The following is a 14,440-nucleotide window of genomic DNA, read 5'->3' as shown; positions in this document are numbered from 1 at the left end:
TGACTGCGTCGGTGACTGCTGCGGACCCCCAGGGTGAGCGTCCGCCCCGGGCCCATTCTCCCTGCCCAGGGGGCCGGTCTTAAAACTGGCTTGACGACCGGCTAGGAAACAACCTACCGTGCCGACGATCGATAAACTAGCCGGGCGACAAGTAAGTGAGCCGCCACACGGCGCGACGCTCGTCCGAACCACCCCTCCGGGAGACCCCACCCCATGTCACAGTCCAAGACCGCCGGCCCGGTACCGGAGGACAAGACGGCCGAGGAGGAACAGCCGCGGTCGCCCCGCGAAATCCGCCTCGTGATGGTCGGCTTGGTCGTCACGATGCTGCTGGCCATGCTCGACAACCTGATCGTCGGCACCGCGATGCCGACCATCGTCGGCGACCTCGGCGGCGCCGAGCACCTGTCCTGGGTGGTCACCGCCTACACCCTGGCCACCGCCGCCTCCACCCCGATCTGGGGCAAGCTCGGCGACCTGTACGGCCGCAAGGGCACCTTCCTGACCTCGATCGTGATCTTCCTGGTGGGTTCGGCGCTGTCCGGCCTGTCGCAGAACATGAACGAGCTGATCGGCTTCCGCGCCGTGCAGGGCCTGGGCGCCGGCGGTCTGATGGTCGGCGTCATGTCGATCATGGGCGCGCTCGTCCCGCCACGTGACCGCGGCAAGTACCAGGGCATGTTCGCCGCCGTGATGGCCCTCGCCACCATCGGCGGCCCGCTGGTCGGCGGCTTCATCACCGACCACCTGAGCTGGCACTGGACCTTCTACATCAACCTGCCGCTCGGCGTGATCGCGCTCGCCGTCGTCATCGTCACCCTGAAGCTGCCGAAGGTCCGCAACACCGCCCGGATCGACTACCCGGGCGCCGTGCTGCTCACCGTCGGCATCACCTCGCTCGTGCTGATCACCACCTGGGGCGGCCAGCAGTACGCCTGGGGCTCCAAGGAGATCCTGGGCCTGGCCGCGCTCGCCGTCGCCTCGCTGATCGCCTTCTGCTACGTCGAGCAGCGCGCGCAGGAGCCGATGCTCCCGCTGAGCCTGTTCCGGAACCTGAACTTCACCCTGGTCTCGATCATCGGCTTCGTGGTCGGCTTCGTGATGTTCGGCTCGACCGTCTTCCTGCCGCTCTACCAGCAGATCGTCCAGGGCGCCTCGGCGACCAACTCCGGCCTGCTGCTGATGCCGATGATGTTCGGCATGCTGGTGGTCTCGCTGGTGGTCGGCCAGACCGTCACCAAGACCGGCAAGTACCGGATCTTCCCGATCATCGGCACCATCGTGATGACCGGCGGCCTGATCCTGCTCTCCACCATGGGCACCGCGACCAGCAGCTTCACCTCGGCCTGCTGGATGATCGTGCTCGGCGCCGGCATGGGCTTCCTGATGCAGATCACCATGCTGGTCGCGCAGAACAGCGTCGAGCTCAAGGACATGGGCGTGGCCAGCTCCACCGCCACCCTGTTCCGCACCATCGGCGGTTCCTTCGGCGTCGCGCTGTTCGGCGCGCTGTTCAACAACCGGGTGAAGGACACCATGGGCCAGCTGCTGGCCGGGAAGCCGCTGCCCCCGGGCGGCGCGAAGGACCCGGGGCAGACCAGCCCGGCCGAGCTGCGCAAGATGCCCGACTACATCCAGGACGCCTACCACCACGCGGTGTCCAACGGCATGCACACCGTCTTCCTGTGGGGCGCGGGGGTGGCCGTGATCGCCATCGCCGCCGCGGTGTTCCTGCGCGAGGTGCCGCTGCGCGGCACCGGCAAGGGCGAGAAGCCGGCCGAGACCTCGCTGGAGGCGGCGGCCGTCTGACGTCGCGGCTCGACGCCCGTAGATCCCCCTCCCGCCCACGGGAGGGGGATTTATTATTTACCGAATAAGCTATTTATATTGTTAATTTGAGTACGCATGAAACCGTCGAAGCATCCCCTATGATGCGAACGGTTGGAAATCCCACACCGAACAAAGGGGAACAGAATGAGCGGCAACGCCAGCACCCGGGCCCAGTTCGACGCGATCGACACCGACGGCGACGGCTTCATCAGCGCCGGCGAGCTGAAGACGTTCCTGCAGGAGAACCCCAAGGTCAGCGACGCGAACGCAAAGCAGGCCTTCGACTTCGCCGACGAGAACAGCGACAACCAGATCAGCTACGAGGAGTTCGCCAAGTTCGTCCGCTGACCACTCGGTAATTCCGGGGCGGCGACCGTTCGTGTCGCCGCCCCGGAATTACCGCGGCAGCCGGTAGACGCCCTGTTCGACGGGCTCGACCAGGCCGTCGGCGACCAGGCCGTCCAGGGCGCGGGCGCGCTGCACCGCGTCCGGCCAGACGGCGTCCAGCCGGGCCTGCGGCACCGTGCCGTGCGCCTCGCGCAGCACCGCGAGCAGCTTGCCGCGCACCTGGCGGTCGGTGCCCTCGTAGGTCTGACCGCGCCGGGCCGGGCCCTCGTACGGCGGGCGGCCGGCCCGCTGCCAGGCGCAGACGGTGAACAGCGGGCAGTCCCCGCACTCCGGGCCGCGGGCGGTGCAGACCAGCGCGCCCAGCTCCATCACGCCGACCGCCCAGGTGGCGGCCGTCCCGGCCTCGTCGGGCAGCAGGGCGGTCGCGGTGCGGCGCTCGGCGGCGGTGGTGGCGGTGGCCGGGTACTCGACGCCGGTCACCGCGCGGGCGAAGACCCGGCGGACGTTGGTGTCCAGCACCACGTGCCGCTGGCGGAAGGCGAAGGAGGCGACCGCGGCAGCGGTGTACTCCCCCACCCCGGGCAGCGAGAGCAGCGTGGCGTGGTCGTCCGGGACCTCGCCGCCGTGCTCCTCGGTGATCGCCACGGCGGCCGCGTGCAGCCGCAGGGCGCGGCGCGGGTAGCCCAGCCGGCCCCACATCCGGACCGCCTCGCCGGGCGCCTCGGCGGCGAGGTCGGCGGGGGTGGGCCAGCGGGTGAGCCAGGCCTGCCAGGCGGGCAGCACCCGCTTCACCGGGGTCTGCTGGAGCATGAACTCGCTCACCATGACCGCCCAGGGCGTCGCGTCCGCGGTCCGCCAGGGCAGGTCTCGCTTGCTGGCCTCGTACCAGTCGATGACGGTCGAGTGCAGCAGCGGCAGGGGCATCGGCGGCGAGGGGGCTTCGGTGGCGGTGATGGCAGTCATGGCCCTTCGATCCTCCCACGGCGGGGGGACGCGACCGAAGTGGAGACTTGCGTTCCGCTTTGACCGGAATGGCCCGGAAGTCACGGTTCGGGATCTCCCTCGAACGGATCAAATTGCGGATCATGTGAAAGAAGGGGCGACTGTGCGGTGTTGGTGAGTCAATCGCCACACACAGTCTCGTAGAGTTTGATCGTGCCCTCTCTGCGTCAACCCGTGGGACCGCTGCCGGCCTCGATCTACTGGCGTCGGCGCGTCGTCGTGCTCGTCGCCGTCGCGGCGGTCGTCGCCCTGATCGCCTGGCTGATGTCCGATCAGGGCGGGGGCGGTGACGGCGGTTCACAGAGCAAGGCCGCCCAGGCCGCACCCCCCCAGTCCGAGAGCCAGACGCCGGCTCAGGCGATCACGCCCGGCGCCTCGCCGAGCGGCCCTGCGGCGCACCCCGCCACTGGCGGCACCGGCGGCGGGCCGGTGGCCAGCGGTGGCGGCAGCGAGGTCGGCCTCAGCGGTGGCGGCACGGGTGGTGCCGGTGGCTCCGGCGGTGCCGGTGGCTCCGGTGGCTCGGGCGGCGGCAACCCGCCCCCGGCGGGCGGGTCCGGCGGCGGTTCGGCCGGCGGCTCGGGCGGCGGCGCCCCGGCGGTGAACACCCCCGAGGTGATGGCGCTTCCGGTCTGCTCCTCCTCGCAGGTGGCCCTGGAGCTGGCGGGCACCCAGAACTCGTACCAGCCCAAGGACAAGCCGAAGCTGGCCCTGACGGTCAAGAACTCCTCCGGCACCAACTGCCGGGTGGACCTGGGCCGCACCGCCTCCGTGATCACGGTCAGCAGCGGCAGCAACAACGACCGGGTCTGGTCCTCCGGCGACTGCCCGCCCGACAAGGGCAACATCTGGGTGCAGATCCCGGCGAACAGCAGCCAGACCGAGACCTTCACCTGGGACCGCAGCCGCAGCAAGCCGCAGTGCGCGACCGCCGACCAGACGGCGCCGGCGAGCGGCACGTACGTGGTGCTCGCGGAGCTCACCGGGCTCTCCGGGGACAAGGTGTCCGCGCGGACCTCGATCCGGCTGGACAACTGAGCGACCGTCAATCCACCACGGAGCCCTCGATCGCGTTGCGGTCGGGGGCTCCGGCGTCGTGGGCCCCGAAGATGCGGGACGGCCCCCGGGGAAGCGTTTCTCCGGGGGCCGTCCGCGGTCTGCCGCGCGTCGGGTCAGACGTAGCGTTCCAGGATGGACGATTCGGCAAGGCGGGACAGGCCCTCGCGGACCGAGCGGGCGCGGGTCTCGCCGACGCCCTCGACCGTCTGCAGGTCGTCGATGCTGGCGGCGAGCAGCTTCTGCAGGCCGCCGAAGTGCTCGACCAGGCGCTCTATGACCGTGTTGGGCAGGCGCGGGATCTTCGCCAGCAGGCGGTAGCCGCGCGGGGAGACGGCGGAGTCCAGGGACTCCGGCGAGCCGGAGTAGCCGAGCGCCTTGGCGACCGTCTGCAGGTCCAGCAGCTCGGCGTGGGTCAGCGCCTCCAGGTCACCCAGCACCTCGGTGACCGTCCGGCCCTTCTTCGCGGCGCGCTCCGGGAAGTAGTCCCGGGCGACCAGCTCGCGCTCCGGCTCCACTCCCGCGATCAGCTCGTCCAGCTGGAGCGAGAGCAGGCGGCCGTCGATGCCGAGCTCCAGCACGTAGCCGGCGATCTCGGTGGCGATCAGCCGGACCATCTCCAGGCGCTGGGCCACGGCGGTGACGTCCCGGACCGTCACCAGGTCCTCGATCTCCAGGGCGGAGAGCGTGCCGGCCACCTCGTCCAGGCGCAGCTTGTAGCGCTCCAGGGTGGCCAGCGCCTGGTTGGCGCGGGACAGGACGGTGGTGGAGTCCTCCAGCACCCGGCGGGTGCCGTTGACGTACATGGCGATCAGCCGCATCGAGTGCGAGACCGCGACCACCGGGTAGCCGGTCTGCCGGTTGACCCGCTCGGCGGTGCGGTGGCGGGTGCCGGTCTCGTCGGTGGGGATGGTGGAGTCCGGCATCAGGTGGACGCCGGCCCGGACGATCTTGGTGATGTCCTTGTCCAGCACCACCGCGCCGTCGAGCTTGCACAGCTCGCGCAGCCGGGTCGCGCTGAACTCGACGTCCAGCACGAAGCCGCCGGTGCACAGGGACTCTACGGTCCTGTCGAAACCCAGCACGATCAGGCCGCCGGTGTTGGCCCGCAGGACCCGTTCCAGGCCGTCACGAAGCGCGGTACCGGGCGCGATGGCGGTGAGGGAGGCCCGCAGCAGGGCCTCCTCACGGGAGGCCTTGTCCGCCCCCCGGTCGCTGGCTGCCACGTGACTCCTCCGGTCGACCCCGTGCCGCGCGCCTCGCGCCGTGCGCCGGTCCGCGGTCTGTTGCTCTGTCGCTCAGTACCGCTTCGGTACTGCCTTCTGGCCAATGAGACTGGGGAAAGTCTAACTGCGTGCGGCTTCGGCAGGGCTTGGGTCAGCGCAGTTCGTCGGAGTCGAGCGGCTCCCAGCCGTCCATCAGCTCCTCCGGGTACGCCGGGACCTTCGCCGCCCGGGGCGCCGGGGGGGCCGACGGGGCCTCACCACGCCCCTCGCCGCGCGGCTTGGCCGCGGCCCGGCGACGGCCGGGGATCGCCCGCAGCGCCTCGCCGATGTCGGCCACCTCGACCACCTTCATGCCCTGCGGCACCTTGCCCGGGTCCGGCGGGACCAGGGCGTGGGTGAAGCCCAGCCGGTGGGCCTCGGCGAGCCGGCGCTGCACACCCGTCACCCGCCGAACCTCGCCCGCCAGGCCGACCTCACCGATCGCCACCAGGTTGCTGGGCAACGGGGTGTCGGTGGAGGAGCTGGCCACCGCGAGCGCGACCGCGAGGTCGGCGGAGGGCTCGGTCAGCTTCACCCCGCCGACCGTCGCGGTGTAGATGTCCTGCTTGCCGAGCTTCACCCCGCCGTGCCGCTCGACCACGGCCAGGATCATCGCGATCCGGGGCGACTCCAGGCCGGAGGTGGTGCGGCGCGGGGAGGGGATCTGCGAATCCACCATCAGCGCCTGCACCTCGGCCACCAGCGGGCGCTTGCCCTCCAGGGTGACGGTGAGGCAGGTGCCGGGGACGGGCTTGTCACGCCTGGTCAGGAAGAGGCCGGACGGATCGGCCAGGCCGACGATGCCCTCGTCGTGCAGCTCGAAGCAGCCCACCTCGTCGGTGGCGCCGTAGCGGTTCTTGACCCCGCGGATGAGCCGCAGCCGGGCGTGCCGGTCGCCCTCGAAGCTCAGCACCACGTCCACCAGGTGCTCCAGCAGGCGCGGGCCGGCGATCTGGCCGTCCTTGGTGACGTGGCCGACCAGCAGGGTGGCCATGCCGCGCTCCTTGGAGGCCCGGATCAGCGCGCCCGCCACCTCGCGGACCTGGGCCGGGCCGCCGGGGGCGCCGTCCAGCTCGGCGGAGGCGATGGTCTGCACCGAGTCCAGGATCAGCAGGCCGGGGTTGACCGCCTCGATGTGCCCGAGCACCGCGCCGAGGTCGGACTCGGCGGCGAGGTAGAGGTGCTCGGAGAGGGCGTTGATCCGGTCGGCGCGCAGCCGGACCTGGCCGGCCGACTCCTCGCCGGTGACGTAGAGGGTGCGGTGCTGCCCGGTGGCCGCCTTGGCGGCGACGTCCAGCAGCAGGGTGGACTTGCCGACGCCGGGCTCACCGGCCAGCAGCACCACCGCGCCGGGGACCAGGCCGCCGCCGAGCACCCGGTCCAGCTCCGGCACGCCCGTCGAGCGGGCCGTCGCGACCTGGCCGTCGACCTGGGCGATCGGGCGGGCGGGCGCGCTGACCGGGCCGGCCGCGGTGGTGCGGATCGGCACCGCGCCGTACTCCTCGACCGTGCCCCAGGCGTTGCACTCCGGGCAGCGGCCGACCCACTTGGGCAACTGGTTGCCGCACTCGGTGCAGCGGTAGGCCGGGCGCGGCTTGGCGGTGGTCTTGGAACGCGGAGGCATGCGGCCCACGGTAGTGCCTGGGTGTGACAGCCGCGGTCCGCGACCCGACGCGCCGCGCGCCCACACAGATGGGCGATGTTGTTACCCGAAAGAAGTACATACGCGGCGAATGGCGGGGACGGGCGGCCCGTTGTCCCTACCGTCGGACGGGTGACAACGCGAACTGTTGGGCCCCTCGGGGCGCAGGACGCCGTGCTCGCGGCGTACGACCGGCAGGTGGACGGCCTGTTCACCTACTGCCTCTCGGTGCTGTGCGAACACGACGCGGCCGCCGACGCCCTGCGCGAGGTCCGGGAACTGGCCCGGCGGCACGGCGCCCGGCTGGCCGAACCCGGGCTGGTGCGGGCCTGGCTGTTCTCGCTGGCCCGGTACTGCTGCCTGCGGCGGCTGGCGGACGGGGGCGGCGGGGAGGCGGAACCCGGGGCGGAACCCGGAGCAGCGCCCGGGGCGGAGCCGACCGAGGCCGAGGCGGTCCGGCGGCGGCGCGAGCTGGCCTCGCTGGCCTGGCCGGAGGCGGCCGGGACGGACCCGGAGCAGCGCGAGGCGCTGGAGCTGTCCGTCCGGCACCGGCTGACTCCGCTGGAGGTGGCGGCCGTCCTGGGACTGCCGTTCGACCGGACCCGCGGGCTGCTCGCGGCCGCCGAGGCCGAGGTGGCCCGGACCAGGGCCGCGCTGCTGGTGCTCGGGGTGGGCAGTTGCCCCGAGCTGGACCGGCTGGGCGGGGCCGGGGCGGAGTCCTGGCGGGACTGGGTGCTCGGCCCGGCGCTGCGGCGGGAGCTGGTGCAGCACGTGGTGGACTGCCCGACCTGCCGGGGGACGGCGGAGCGGGTGGCCGCCGGGGAGGCGGCCGAGGGAGCGGCGGGGTTGTCGGGGCTGCCGCTGCTGACGGCGCCCTCCTCGGGGGGCGGGGTGGCTTCCTCGGCGGGCGCAGCGGCTTCCCCGGCGGGCGGGGCGGCGGGACGGCGGAACTCGGTGACGGCCGAGCCGGGGCTGCGGTTCGACCACGGCGGCTTCCCCCGGCACCGGGCGCCGGACGCGGGCCGGGGGCTGGCGGTCCGTCGGCGGGTGGTGACCACCGGGGTGCTCGCGGCCGTTCTGGCGGCGCCGGTGGTCGCGCTGTGGGCCGGGCACCGGGGCGGTGGCGGGGCGGGGTCGGCGGCCTCGGTCTCGGCGGTGCGGGTGGACGAGGCCGGGCGGGACGCCGGGGAGCGGTCGCCGTGGGCGGCGGGGTCGGCGGCCGGGGCGGATGCGGCCGGGGGTGCGGGGATGCCGGGGCTGGAGTTGGCGGGTGCGGGGGCCGGGGGTGCGGGCGGCGTGGGTGGCGCGGGTGGTGCAGAAACGTTGCTGCCCGGTTTTCCGCGGCTCACCTTCCAGGGACCGCTGGTCCCGGTGCCGGGCTGCGGCGCGACCCCGCTCGGCAGCCCCACCCTGGTGGCCGCGCCGGCCCCCGTGGTCGAACAGGCCTCCGCCCCCGGCCCGGCCGACCAGGCCCCGGCCGGGCTGCTCACCGTCGAGGCCGGGGAGTACGGCAGCCGGACGGTGCTCACCCTCACCAACTCCGGCACCACGGAGATCCGTTGGCACGCCGTGACGGACGCCGGCTGGCTCCGGCTCAGCCGCGACTCGGGGACGCTGGCGCCTGGGCAGCGGATCACCGTGATCGTCACCGTGGACGAGGACCTCGCGCCCACCACCCGCTGGACCGCCCGGATCGCACTGCCGCCCTCGCAGGCGGTGGTCACCCTGGAGGGCGGGCCGCAGAACCGCGGCGGGTCCGCGTCCCCCTCGGCGTCGCCGTCGTCGGAACCCTCGTCGACGCCGAGCGGGGGGCCGTCGGCGACGGCCACGGCCACGACCACCGCCACGGCTTCGCCCTCGTCGACGCCGAGCCGTACGGGCACGCCGTCGCCGTCGGGCTCGGGCGCGCCGTCGCCCTCCGGATCGCCGACCGGTACGGCGGCGCCCTCGGCGACTCCGACGGGCGGTGCGTCGCCGCACCCGACGGGGGCGGCGACGGCGTCGGGGCGGTAGGAGGAACCCGGGGCGGCCGGGCCGGGGGTGGCAGAGGTCGGCGTCAGGTGCGGTGGATCGGGGGGACCTGGTAGCTGCCGTCCAGCACCGACGGCTTCGGCTGGTAGAGCCGGATGATCGGGCGGAACTCGCCGAGCGGGGTGGGGAGCCAGTTGGCGGCGGCCGTCGGGTCCTCGGGCGGTTCGTGCTGGAGGGTGAGGGTCAGCGAGCCGTCCGGGCCGTACACCAGGCCGGGGGTGCGGTCACCGATCGAGTAGCGGCCGATCGGGTTCTCCACCAGGTAGTAGTCCGGCACCGAGTACATCGTGACGGACCAGAAGGCCTCGGCCGGCGGGGGCTGTTCGAAGCGGAGGGTGTAGCTGTTGGCGCCGGTGAGCGGGCGCCCGTCGGAGTCGTCGTAGGTCACCGCGTACGAGGCCTCGTAGGCGTGGTTGCCCCAGAGGCCGGCCCGGGCGGCGGCGGCGCGGCTGAGGTAGGCGGCGCGGCGGTCGGGGATGCGCCACTCGGGGTCGTCCAGGGTGCCGGGGCCCAGGTGGTCGAGGTTGTAGTCGAAGAGGTGGAGCGTGGAACGCCACTCGCCGGGCGGGTGCTCCTCGGGCGGGCGGGTGGCGTCCTCGACCCGTTCGCGTCCGGCGGCCAGGCCCTTGGCGAGCGCGAGGGTCCACTCCGCGGCGGCCGCGCGGTACGGCGAGGTGCCATCGTCCAGCAGGCCGAGCGGGGCAAACCGGCGCTGGTACTCGATGTCGGGGGTGGCCGGTGGGAAGGCCTGCATCCACACCCGCAGGCGCTCGAAGAAGGCCAGCCGCTCGGGGACGTCCGGGTCGGGCTCGGGCAGCCCGGCGACCAGGCCGCCGGGCTCCAGCGGCTCCAGGAGGAGCCCGGCCTGCAGCGTTCTGACCCGCGGGAGGTCGCGCGGGCCGTTGCAGGCGAAGCGGCCGATGATCGTGCCGAGGGTGGTGGGCAGTTCGATCACCCGGTCCGGGTGCGGGGCGGTGCCGTGCCAGTCGGGCGGGACGACCAGCCAGGTCTGCGCGGCGGTGCCGGTGGCACGGCTGCCGAGGTAGGCGATGTTGTCCGTCCAGGCGCCGATGAACTGCAGCACGTAGTAGGCGCCCTCGGTGTCCGGGACGTGCAGCACCTGCGGGCCCTCGGAGAGGTCGAGCTGGGCGATCGAGTAGATCGTGTCGTTGTTGACCGAGACGAACTGGTCGCCGGGGCCGGCCAGCCGGGTGGCGTGGCTGAAGTGGTTGAACGGCGCCGCCGGGAGGGTGCCCAGGCCGCCCTTGGCGAAGCGCTCGACCATGGTGAGGCCGGCGACGAGCGGATAGCCGTAGACGTAGGCGTCGGCGGCCAGGGCCTCCAGCTCGGGCAGGTTCATCGGGGGTCCTTCGTCGGGTCGAAGCCGGGTCGAAGCCGGGTCGGGTCGGGGCCTGGGGGCGCTGGTCAGCGCGGGGTGAGCGGCGGGGGCTGCCAGCGGCCGTCCAGGACGGACGCCTCCGGGCCGTGGATCCGGAGCACGACGGCGAACGGGCCGTCCGGGGCGGGCAGCCAGTTGGCGGAGTGCTCGGCGTTGGCGGGGCGCTTGTGCTGGACGTAGAGGGTGAGGCCGCCGTCCCGGTCGCGGACCAGGCCGGGGGTGTGGTCGCCGACCGAGTAGCGGTCCAGGGTGTTGTCGACCAGCCGGTGGCCGGGGAGCGCGTACATGGTCGCGGACCAGAAGAAGCGGGCCGGGGGCAGGGCGTCCGGGGCGAAGCGGATCAGGTGGTCGCGGTCGCTGGCGTTCGGCGGGCGGCGGCCCTCGGCGTCCGCCGCCCAGCGGCCGTACCAGACCTCCTCGACGGGCAGCCCGTACGGGCCGAGCTCGGCGGCAACGGCCTGCCGGAGGAAGTCCGCGCCGAGCTGCTCGCGGGTGCCGAACAGCCCGGCGGAGTCTCGGAGTTCGGCGACGGCGCGGGTCAGCCGGGCGCGGCCGTCGGCGATCCCGCGGTCGAGTTCGGCGCGGACCTCCAGCGGGAGGACGGCGGGCTCGAACTCGCCGCGGCCGTCGATGCCGAGGTCGGTGAGGCGGCCGCGCAGCTCGGTCTCGGCGGGCGGGAGTTCGTCGGTGAGGGGGAAGAAGCCGAGCAGGAAGTCCAGGAAGGTGAGGAACTCGACGCTCTCCAGGACCTCGTCGCGCCAGACCGGCCAGACCGGTTCGGGGGCGGGCGCGGGCGCCGGGGTGCCGGCGTACTCGTGCAGCGGGCGCAGCCGGTACTGGTCCTGGACGGCCCGCAGCGCGGCGAGGTCGGCGGGGGCGTTCCCGGTGAGGCGGGTGTGGCCGACCAGGCCGACCAGCCGGGTGGCGGTGCGGATCACGTCCTTGACGCCGGGTGGGGGCTCGCCCTGCCAGTCGGGGCCGGCCACCAGGTAGTCCCCCGCGTCCTGGCCGGTGGTCCGGGAACCGATCAACCCGGCCTGCAGGCCGTCGAGTTCGTGCACCGCGAGGACGTGGTAGCGGTCCTGGGCGGGGACCGAGAGCACCCAGGGTTCGGCGCGCAGGTCGAGCCAGGCACGGGAGGGGAGGGTGTCGTTGTCGGGGGTGACGGCGTCGGTGTCGGCGGGGGTGGCCGGGCGCGCGGTGTGGTGGAAGACGCCGAAGCCGCCGACGTAGCCGGGGTCCGCGTCGTCCAGGGCCTGGGCGTAGAGGGTGCCGTAGGTCCGCAGGACGGGGTGGCCGCGGATCCAGGCCTCGGCCGCGGTCGCGCGGATGGTGGCCGGATCGACGAGTGCCGGGTTGACCATGCTGTCGTTCTCCCAGGCCGGATCAGGTCATGGATCGACTCATATCGGTACATTTTGGATGCTAAGTGGGGCGGGGTGGGGTGGCACGTCGGGCGGCGCTCAGCCCGGCGCCCCGGCCGGTGCACCTGCTCCGGTGCACCTGCTCTGGCGCTCTGCCCAGCGCTAAGTCGGGCGTACCGGCGGGGCCGCTGGGGCAGGCTGGGCGGCATGAAGATCCTCCTGCTCGGGGGCTCGTCCTTCCTCGGACGCGCCTACGCCACCGAGGCACTCGCCCGCGGCCACCAGGTCACCACCTTCAACCGCGGCCGCCGCGCCCCCGACCTGCCCGGGGTCGAGGCCGTCCGGGGCGACCGCGACAGCGCCGAGGACCTGGCGCGGCTGGTCGAAGGCCGCCACTGGGACGCCGTCGTCGACACCTCCGCCCAGCAGCCCGCCCAGGTCGCGCTCTCCGCGCGGCTGCTGCGCGAGCGGGCCGACCACTACACCTTCGTCTCCTCGGTGCACGCCCACGCCGACTGGGCCACCCAGGTGATCACCGAGGACTCCCCGCTCCTCCCCTGCCCCGCCGACACCCCGCCCGACCAGCCGTTCGGCCGCGAGCTGAAGGCCGGCGGCGAGCGTGCGGCGCTGGGGGGCTTCGGCGCCGCACGCACCCTGGTGCTCAGCAGCGGGCTACTGGTCGGGCCCTACGAGGTCGGCGGCCGACTGCCCTGGTGGCTGGAGCGGATGACCCGCGGCGGGCGGGTGCTCGCCCCCGGCGATCCGGGGCGGGCCATCCAGGTGATCGACGTCCGGGACTTCGCCGCCTTCGGGCTCGACCTACTGACGGCCGGGACGGCGGGGCGCTTCCTCACCACGGCGCCGCCCGGGCAGCTCACCTTCGGGCAGTGGCTGGAGACCTGCCGGGAGGTCGCGGGCGCCCCGGACACCGAGCTCGTCCGGATCGACGACGGTCCGCTGCTGGCCGAGGGGCCGGACCGGGTCGAGCCCTGGTCCGAACTCCCCTTCTGGGCACCGGATCTGCCGGACTGGGCGTACGTCTGGCAGGTCGACAGCAGCCGCGCCCGGGAGGCCGGGCTGCGCTGCCGCCCGTTCGCGGAGACCGCGCGGGACACCTGGGAGTGGCTGCGCACCCGGGGACCGGTCGAGGACACCGACGCCGAGGGGCGCAAGGCCGCGCCGGGGTCGCTGTTCAAACAGGGCATCGAACCGGCCAAGGAGCAGCGGCTGTTGGCCGCGCACGGGTGACGCGCCGGAGTGGGAAGTCGGCCGGGCCGACTTCCCACTCCAGGAGGGGCCTCAGTGGGTGCGGCGGGTCACCAGCTCGGCGAGGGCCAGCAGTTCGTCGGCCGCGGACGGCTCCGGCACGGCCACGGCCAGCTGCGCCATCGCGGCGGCCATCCGCTCGCAGGACTCGCCCTGCGCCCAACCGCGCCCGCCGGCCGCCTCGACGGCGGCCGCGCACTGCGCCAACTCCTCCGGGCTGAGCGGGCGTTCGATCGCGTAGAGCTCGGCGAGCCGGGCGCCCTCGGCGGTGCCCGAGCCGAGCGCCTTGACCACCGGCAGCGACTTCTTCCGGGCGACCAGGTCCGCGCCGACCGGCTTGCCGGTGACCGCTGGGTCCCCCCAGATGCCGATCAGGTCGTCGATCAGCTGGAAGGCCAGGCCGATCTCGCGGCCGAAGCCGTCCATCGCCTGCGCCGCATCCTCGGACCCGCCGCCGTACAGCGCGCCCATCGCGCAGGCGGCGCCGAGCAGCGCGCCGGTCTTGGCCTCGGCCATCGCCAGGCACTCGGCGAGCGAGACGTCGTTGCGCCGCTCGAAGGCGCAGTCGATCTGCTGGCCCTCGCAGAGTTCGACCACGCAGTCGGCGAGTCGGCGGATCGAGCCGCGGGCGGCCGGGTGGGCGTCCTCGGCGACCAGGCGCAGCGCCAGGGAGTGCATCGCGTCGCCGGCCAGGATGGCCTCGGTGGTGCCGAACACCCGCCAGGCGGTGGCCCGGTGACGGCGGGTGTCGTCCCGGTCGATGACGTCGTCGTGGAGCAGGGTGAAGTTGTGCACCAGCTCCACCGCGGCGGCCGCGGAGACGGCCGTGCCCGGGCTGCCGCCGAGGGCCTGGGTGGCGGCGAGGACCAGGGCGGGCCGGATCGCCTTGCCGGAGGGGGCCTCGGCGGGCGTGCCGTCCGCCTCCCACCAGCCGAAGTGGTAGCCGGCCACCTTGCGCATCGTGCCGGGCAGTGAGTCGACGGCGGCCCGCAGGACCGGGTCGACCAGCCCGCGGGCGCGGGCGAGGATGTCGGCCGCCTCGTGGCCCTCTTTGTGGTCCCGCTCCAGCGTGGAGCTCGTCATGGGTTCCTCCCCCTGTAGGGCGCCTGTCGTGGGACGGCCGGCCCGTCGGGCGGCCGGGTGCGCCGGGACGGCGGGCCGGTGGCCGTACGCGCCGCGGCGCGCCGCCCGGCCGGGGCTGGTGCCCCCGGCCGGGCGGCGCGGATTCGGCTCGGAAGTC

Annotated in this window: 11 protein-coding genes; 5 read left to right on the top strand and 6 right to left on the bottom strand. The window is 73.8% G+C overall.

All coding sequences use genetic code 11. From position 1 onward, the window contains the following. The first annotated feature begins 213 nt into the window (after positions 1-213). Positions 214-1,809 carry an MDR family MFS transporter gene (locus ACIG5E_RS05800; RefSeq protein WP_396531715.1) on the top strand — a complete coding sequence of 532 codons (1,596 nt, stop codon included), beginning with the start codon at positions 214-216 and terminating at the stop codon, positions 1,807-1,809. A 165-nt stretch (positions 1,810-1,974) separates the two neighbouring features. Further along, entirely contained in the window at positions 1,975-2,178 is a 204-nt protein-coding gene (locus ACIG5E_RS05795; RefSeq protein ID WP_396531713.1) for an EF-hand domain-containing protein, read from the top strand. A gap of 48 nt (positions 2,179-2,226) precedes the next feature. Here the strand turns inward: ACIG5E_RS05795 and ACIG5E_RS05790 are convergent, their stop codons facing one another. Then, positions 2,227-3,141: an A/G-specific adenine glycosylase gene (locus ACIG5E_RS05790; RefSeq protein ID WP_396531711.1), complete on the bottom strand. Its 915-nt coding sequence runs from the start codon at positions 3,139-3,141 to the stop codon at positions 2,227-2,229. Between the two features lie 192 nt (positions 3,142-3,333). On the opposite strand from ACIG5E_RS05790, the gene ACIG5E_RS05785 reads away from it, so the two are divergent. Continuing rightward, on the top strand, positions 3,334-4,215 hold the full coding sequence (locus ACIG5E_RS05785) for a hypothetical protein (RefSeq protein WP_396531709.1): 882 nt from the start codon (positions 3,334-3,336) through the stop codon (positions 4,213-4,215). Positions 4,216-4,349: 134 nt separating this feature from the next. Here ACIG5E_RS05785 and disA read toward each other — a convergent pair whose 3' ends face one another. Next, positions 4,350-5,408 carry a DNA integrity scanning diadenylate cyclase DisA gene (gene disA / locus ACIG5E_RS05780; RefSeq protein WP_030284398.1) on the bottom strand — a complete coding sequence of 353 codons (1,059 nt, stop codon included), beginning with the start codon at positions 5,406-5,408 and terminating at the stop codon, positions 4,350-4,352. A 202-nt stretch (positions 5,409-5,610) separates the two neighbouring features. After that, complete coding sequence (gene radA, locus ACIG5E_RS05775) at positions 5,611-7,122, bottom strand: DNA repair protein RadA (RefSeq protein ID WP_396531707.1); 1,512 nt, start codon at positions 7,120-7,122, stop codon at positions 5,611-5,613. Positions 7,123-7,272: 150 nt separating this feature from the next. On the opposite strand from radA, the gene ACIG5E_RS05770 reads away from it, so the two are divergent. Then, positions 7,273-9,153: a sigma-70 family RNA polymerase sigma factor gene (locus tag ACIG5E_RS05770; protein WP_396531705.1), complete on the top strand. Its 1,881-nt coding sequence runs from the start codon at positions 7,273-7,275 to the stop codon at positions 9,151-9,153. A 43-nt stretch (positions 9,154-9,196) separates the two neighbouring features. Here the strand turns inward: ACIG5E_RS05770 and ACIG5E_RS05765 are convergent, their stop codons facing one another. Then, complete coding sequence (locus ACIG5E_RS05765) at positions 9,197-10,531, bottom strand: DUF1254 domain-containing protein (protein ID WP_396531704.1); 1,335 nt, start codon at positions 10,529-10,531, stop codon at positions 9,197-9,199. A 65-nt stretch (positions 10,532-10,596) separates the two neighbouring features. Then, positions 10,597-11,934 carry a DUF1254 domain-containing protein gene (locus tag ACIG5E_RS05760; RefSeq protein WP_396531702.1) on the bottom strand — a complete coding sequence of 446 codons (1,338 nt, stop codon included), beginning with the start codon at positions 11,932-11,934 and terminating at the stop codon, positions 10,597-10,599. 207 nt (positions 11,935-12,141) lie between these two features. Here ACIG5E_RS05760 and ACIG5E_RS05755 point away from each other — a divergent pair, with 207 nt between their 5' ends. Then, the gene (locus ACIG5E_RS05755; protein WP_396531700.1) at positions 12,142-13,182 is read left to right on the top strand and encodes an NAD-dependent epimerase/dehydratase family protein; all 1,041 of its coding nucleotides are present in this window, start codon (positions 12,142-12,144) and stop codon (positions 13,180-13,182) included. A 51-nt stretch (positions 13,183-13,233) separates the two neighbouring features. Here the strand turns inward: ACIG5E_RS05755 and ACIG5E_RS05750 are convergent, their stop codons facing one another. Beyond that, positions 13,234-14,283 carry a family 2 encapsulin nanocompartment cargo protein polyprenyl transferase gene (locus ACIG5E_RS05750; protein ID WP_396531698.1) on the bottom strand — a complete coding sequence of 350 codons (1,050 nt, stop codon included), beginning with the start codon at positions 14,281-14,283 and terminating at the stop codon, positions 13,234-13,236. Positions 14,284-14,440 lie beyond the last annotated feature (157 nt).

It is taken from the genome of Kitasatospora sp. NPDC053057 (genome assembly GCF_044546945.1).
Lineage (GTDB): Bacteria > Actinomycetota > Actinomycetes > Streptomycetales > Streptomycetaceae > Kitasatospora.
Note: the sequence above shows the minus strand (reverse complement) of the source record. Positions and strands in the feature narration are given on the sequence as shown.